This window comes from uncultured Pseudoalteromonas sp. (assembly GCF_963922945.1).
GTDB lineage: Bacteria > Pseudomonadota > Gammaproteobacteria > Enterobacterales > Alteromonadaceae > Pseudoalteromonas.
In genome coordinates, this window is record NZ_CAWUKC010000127.1 from 1 (window position 1) to 6,190 (window position 6,190).

The window sequence follows — 6,190 nt, forward strand, 5'->3', positions numbered from 1 at the left end:
GAGTTGTTTTTATTCCCTACAATTGCCACGCAGTGTAAACCAAAAATCTTTATATTGTGTGTGAAGATGTTGTCAGTGTGAAAGGCAACTCAAGTTCGGTGGTGACTTAGCTTGAGTTGTTTTTATTCCCTACAATTGCCACGCAGTGTAAACCAAAAATCTTTATATGTGTGTGAAGATATTGTCAGTGTGAAAGGCGGCTCAAGTTTGGTGGTGACTGAATTTGGGCTGTTTTTATTTGTGCGGCTTTATTTTTAACTTCATTAATCCCCCTTGCTTATACTTCTCAAACTTCCTAAATATAAAATATTTATAAGCTAAATCATTAATCTCATTGTGTTATTTTTTATTAACAAAATAGCTGCGAAAGCTTAACGCAAAACTTTCTATTTTTTGTTGAACCGAAAACTGTCTTTGTTATACTCAGCATCGAACTTTCAGTAAGTTTTGAAAGTTTGTTTGATACGGATCAATTCTCACTAGGTAAATGTGTGCTAGCCGGGTTTGATTGTATTTAGCACCTCGTTTTAGGGCTTACAGCAGCAATGTTTTTTTTATTTTTCCATTGCGCACTTTATTACTCTAATTTTGTTATTAGTCATTTAGTAGGTTAATGTCTTTGAACACACTTTCTTTGCATCATACAAATACGGCTTTTGCTTCTAGCAAACCGCAAACGTGTGAGCGCTTGAATAAAGCGGGCAAGGGCGTGTGTGTCGCTATAACATTATTAGTGTTTAATACAGTTATGCTGCTAAGTGGTGCATTAGAGGATGCCTTTCAGCTTGAAGCGCTGTTTAGCAATGGCTCTATAGTTGAGCCTATACTGCTACACATAGCGCAATTTTTAGCTCATCCGATCATATCTAGTCAGTTACTCATTGGCCTTTGCTGGTTATTGTTCCATATTTTTCCGGCGCGTCGTGCTGGAATAATCCTTCGTAAAGCCGCTTTCGCTTTTCGCGAGGCAAAAGTACATCAACCTGTGTCCGCTGCACATGGTTGTCGTGCTCCACCTAGCTTTACAGGTTGTCTGTAAGGCTGTACTTGCCGCTGGTTTTAATTATTTATTCTTGCTGTAAATAATTAAAGTTTGCATTAGCAATGTAGCCACGTGTTTTAAACACGTCAGCCAACCAACACTCACCCAAGTTAACTTTTATTACGTTATATAAATGCGTTTAGAAGCTGGGTTTGTTGCTAGGTATTTTTTGCATCCACTTGCAGCGGGTTCAGTCCCCTTTATTTTTATAATTTAGTGCTAGTTAACTTGGGTTTTTATTGAAAAATCGTTGCTTTATTTTAATTCAAAGCAGCAAATTAAAACTCTAGGTTTGTAGGATACTCCCTTGTTAATTCGTAACCTTTGTAATATTGCTTTAGCTAGTACGGTGCTGGCATTGTCAGGCTGTAAAGGCGGGGTACTCGATCCAAAAGGCCAAATAGGTATTGATGAGAAAAACTTAATCATCATTGCTACTGTCCTTATGTTGCTCGTAGTAATCCCCGTTATTGTGATGACTTTGTATTTCGCATGGAAATACCGAGACACACAAGATCATGAAATTTATGCACCAAAATGGGCTCATTCAAATAAGATTGAGGCCGTTGTTTGGGCTGTTCCTATTGTTATCGTTATTATTTTGGGTGTTATTACCTGGCAGTCTACCCAAGACTTAGACCCCTATAAACCTATTGAAGGTAAAGGCGAGCACCTCACTGTAGAGGTAGTTTCATTAAACTGGAAGTGGCTATTTATTTACCCAGAGCAAGGTATTGCAACGGTAAATGAATTGGTATTTCCGGCTAATGTACCTGTTGAATACAAAATCACTTCACAAAGCACAATGAACTCGTTTTTTATTCCTCAGCTAGGTAGTCAAATCTATTCTATGGCGGGCATGGAAACCAAGCTTCACTTAATTGCAAATGAGCCGGGCACATTTAAAGGCTTTTCTGCTAATTACAGTGGTGCAGGTTTTACCGGTATGAAATTCAATGCCATTGCCACCCCAACACACGCTGATTTTGACAAGTGGGTAACCCGCGTTAAAGCCAATGCTAATAACCTCACTCATGCTAATTATGTTGAGCTCGCAAAAGCCAGTGAAAACAATCCTGTTGCCTATTATGGCAAGGTTGATAACGGCTTATTTCATACCATTGTTATGAAGTATATGCAGGCACATGGCGATATAAACAAAAAACATCAAGCGATGAGCGAACATGGGCAAATGAGCAACAGGCACCATGAAATGAATAAACACGCAATGCCTTTATCTCACAGCCAGGGCGAGGAATAATAATGTCGTTTTTAGGTAAACTTTCACTCGACGCAATCCCGTTTCATGAGCCAATTATAATGGTTACCATGACAGTGATAGCGATTGCCGGGCTTATTATTGCCGGGCTTATTACTAAATATAAAAAGTGGGGCGTGCTTTGGCACGACTGGATCACCTCTGTTGATCATAAACGCTTAGGCGTAATGTACATCTTTTTAGCATTAATAATGCTGTTTCGTGGTTTTTCTGATGCCATTATGATGCGTGCGCAGTTAGCACTTGCTACCAGTGGTGCGCCAGGTTATTTGCCTCCCGAGCATTACGACCAAATATTTACAGCGCATGGCGTTATCATGATCATATTTATGGCTATGCCATTTATGATTGGCCTAATGAACATTGTATTACCACTGCAAATTGGTGCTCGCGATGTTGCTTTTCCATTTTTAAATAATTTAAGTTTTTGGTTTACTGCCAGCGGCGCCATTTTAATTAACTTGTCGCTTGTATTTGGTGAGTTTGCAAAAACAGGTTGGGTGGCGTATCCGCCGCTTTCGGAGCTGACCTTTAGCCCTGGGGTGGGGGTCGATTATTATATATGGGCCTTACAAATATCCGGTCTCGGTACGCTTTTAACGGCAGTCAACTTTTTAGTTACAGTGTTTAAAATGCGTGCCCCAGGTATGACCCTAATGAAAATGCCAATTTTTACATGGGCATGTACATGGGCAAATATCTTAATTGCAGCATCATTCCCTATTTTAACTGCTGTGCTGGGCATGCTTACGCTTGACCGTTACCTTGATTTTCACTTTTTTACCAATGCAGCGGGCGGAAACGCCATGATGTACATCAACCTGTTTTGGGCGTGGGGTCACCCTGAGGTTTACATTTTAGTATTGCCTGCGTTTGGTATTTTTTCTGAAATTATCTCAACCTTTGCCGGTAAACGTTTATTTGGTTACAAATCGATGGTTTATGCCAGTGGTGCAATCTCTATTTTAGGGTTTATTGTTTGGTTACATCACTTTTTCACCATGGGGTCGAGTGCAAACGTTAATGCGTTCTTTGGGGTAATGACCATGGTTATTGCCGTCCCTACAGGTGTTAAGCTATTCAACTGGTTGTTTACAATTTACCGCGGCCGTTTACGCATCAGCGTTCCGGTGCTTTGGACATTAGGCTTTATGGTTACCTTTACAGTAGGCGGTATGACCGGCGTACTACTGGCTATTCCGGGTGCCGATTACGTGTTGCATAACAGTTTATTCTTAATTGCGCATTTCCATAACACCATTATTGGTGGCGCTGTATTTGGCTACCTTGCAGGTTTTGTGTTTTGGTTCCCTAAAGCAATGGGCTTTAAGCTTAGCGAAAAATGGGGTAAAGCGTCTTTTTGGTGTTGGATTGTTGGTTTCTTCGTGGCGTTTATGCCGTTGTATGTACTTGGTTTCTTAGGTATGACGCGTCGTTTAAACCACACCAATAACCCCGATTGGAATATATGGTTATACATTGCCGCGGGCGGCGCTGCGATTATTATGTTTGGTATTATTTTCCAAGCTGTGCAGCTATTTGTAAGCTTTAGAGACCGTGAAGCGCTTGACGATACAACGGGCGATCCATGGAACGCACATACCCTTGAGTGGGCAACAAGTTCACCGCCACAAGTGTACAACTTTGCCACCATTCCACACATTGACGATATTGATGCCTGGACCGACATGAAAGAAAAAGGCCAAGCTTATCAAACAAAATCAAGTTACAGCCCTATTCATATGCCTAAAAATACCTCTGCAGGTGTGTTGATGGCAGCCAGCCTAACCGCATTTTGTTTTGCCATGATCTGGCATATTTGGTGGTTAGCTGTAGTAGGGCTAGTGGGTGGAATTGCCATATTTATTAAGCGTTGTTACACCAGCGATGTAGATTACTACATACAACCTGATGAAATTGCACGTATTGAAGCTGCGTATAATTCTAGTGGAAATAAGGAGCTAAGCGCGTGAGTACACTCTCTGCGAATGTAGAAACTGCTCATTTAGATACAGTTTCGCACGATGATCATGCGCATGATCATCACGACACCTCTGGCGATACAATTTTTGGCTTTTGGTTATACCTAATGACTGACTGCTTATTGTTTGCCTCGTTTTTTGCCACGTATGCCGTGCTATATATGAATACAGCTGGCGGAGTGTCAGGTAAAGACATTTTTGAACTCGACTTTGTTGCTGTAGAAACAGCAGCGCTCCTTATTAGTAGTATTACTTTTGGTTTTGCCATGATTGCCGCACAAGGGCAAAAAAAGGCGCTAACGCTCACTTGGTTGTTTATCACCTTTTGTTTAGGTGCTGTGTTTATAGGTATGGAAATTTACGAATTTCATCACCTAATTGTGCATGGTAATGGCCCACAACAAAGTGCCTTTTTAACCTCATTCTTCTCGTTAGTAGGCTTACATGGTTTACACGTAACTGCGGGTTTAATTTGGATGACAATCATGATGATAGAAGTGGCTAAACGTGGTTTAGGTAAGCCAACCGTAACGCGGTTAAGTTGCCTAAGCCTATTTTGGCACTTCTTAGACATTGTTTGGATTTGTGTATTTACCGTTGTTTATTTAATGGGAGCAATGTAATGAGCCACAGCGAAGCGCACGCGTTAAAGCAAATGCAAAACGAGCACCATAATGACTCTCATGGCAGCATTAAATCGTACTTAATAGGCTTTGTGCTATCAATAATTTTAACCGCCATACCATTTTACATGGTTATGGGAGGCGACTTTTCAAAAGTAACCACGCTTTGGAGCATTGTTACTTTAGCTATTGTGCAAATTGGGGTGCACTTAAAATACTTTTTACACCTTAATTTTACCACCGAAGATGGCCGTGCAAATACCTTCTCATTTTTATTCAGTGCCCTAATTATCGTCATGGTTGTTGGGTTATCGGTTTGGATAATTTACGAATCTAACGCAATGATGATGTACTAGGAGTTGAAGATGTTTCGTCGTTATTTATCAGTGACTAAGCCGGGTATTATTATGGGCAACCTTATCAGCGTTGCAGGCGGTTTTTTACTTGCCTCGCGCGGGGATATAGACCCATGGCTAATGGTTGTTACGCTTATTGGCTTGTCACTTGTGGTTGCATCGGGCTGTGCTATCAACAATGTAATTGATAGAGACATAGATGTAGCCATGGCACGTACTCGTACGCGGGTTACAGTAACAGGCGAAATGTCGGCCTTTGCTGCACTGAGTCACGGGGTCTTATTGGGTGTTGTAGGGTTTGGTTTACTCATTGCTTACACCACACAAGCCGCGGTATTTTTTGCAGCGTTTGGCTATGCCATTTATGTTGGGGTGTATAGCCTTTACATGAAGCGCAACTCAGTTTATGGCACGTTTGTAGGTAGCCTTTCTGGCTCAGTGCCTCCTGTTGTAGGTTACTGCGCTGTAACCGGGCAGTTCGATATTGGTGCATTAATACTATTAGTTATGTTTAGTCTGTGGCAAATGCCGCATTCATATGCCATTGCTATTTTTCGCTTTAAAGATTACCAAGCCGCAGGTATTCCCGTATTACCCGTAGCGCAAGGTATTGATAAAGCGAAGCGCCATATTGTACTTTATATTGCTGTGTACGCTTTAGTCGTCATGCTATTGCCAATAAGTGGCTACACGGGTGCAGCGTTTATGGCTGTGGCGTGTATTACCAGTTTTTGGTGGTTACTTATGGCACTGCGTGGCTATCGCCGTAATGTTAATTTAACGAGCTGGGCACGCCAAGTGTTTGCTTTTTCTATTGTTAATATTACAGCACTCAGTATAGCCATGGCCGTTGACTACCACAGCGCAGCGCCACAACTGCTTACACTGATATAATTTTTAAAACTTTA

General features: G+C 41.3%; 6 protein-coding genes. All 6 read left to right on the forward strand.

Annotation, left to right across the window (positions count from 1 at the left end; genetic code table 11):
• Positions 1–619 precede the first annotated feature (619 nt).
• The 6 genes from AABI99_RS17200 (at position 620) to cyoE (ending at position 6,176) form a co-directional block, all read left to right on the forward strand.
• Positions 620–1,039 carry a hypothetical protein gene (locus tag AABI99_RS17200; RefSeq protein ID WP_338367356.1) on the forward strand — a complete coding sequence of 140 codons (420 nt, stop codon included), beginning with the start codon at positions 620–622 and terminating at the stop codon, positions 1,037–1,039.
• A 310-nt stretch (positions 1,040–1,349) separates the two neighbouring features.
• Complete coding sequence (gene cyoA / locus AABI99_RS17205) at positions 1,350–2,303, forward strand: ubiquinol oxidase subunit II (protein WP_338367351.1); 954 nt, start codon at positions 1,350–1,352, stop codon at positions 2,301–2,303.
• A gap of 2 nt (positions 2,304–2,305) precedes the next feature.
• Positions 2,306–4,294, forward strand: coding sequence for a cytochrome o ubiquinol oxidase subunit I (gene cyoB / locus AABI99_RS17210; protein WP_338367352.1), 1,989 nt, complete (start codon positions 2,306–2,308; stop codon positions 4,292–4,294).
• Complete coding sequence (gene cyoC, locus AABI99_RS17215) at positions 4,291–4,926, forward strand: cytochrome o ubiquinol oxidase subunit III (protein WP_338367353.1); 636 nt, start codon at positions 4,291–4,293, stop codon at positions 4,924–4,926. Before cyoB ends, cyoC begins: the two co-directional genes overlap by 4 nt.
• Positions 4,926–5,282, forward strand: coding sequence for a cytochrome o ubiquinol oxidase subunit IV (cyoD, locus tag AABI99_RS17220; protein WP_338367354.1), 357 nt, complete (start codon positions 4,926–4,928; stop codon positions 5,280–5,282). Before cyoC ends, cyoD begins: the two co-directional genes overlap by 1 nt.
• A gap of 9 nt (positions 5,283–5,291) precedes the next feature.
• Entirely contained in the window at positions 5,292–6,176 is an 885-nt protein-coding gene (cyoE, locus tag AABI99_RS17225; RefSeq protein WP_338367355.1) for a heme o synthase, read from the forward strand.
• Positions 6,177–6,190 lie beyond the last annotated feature (14 nt).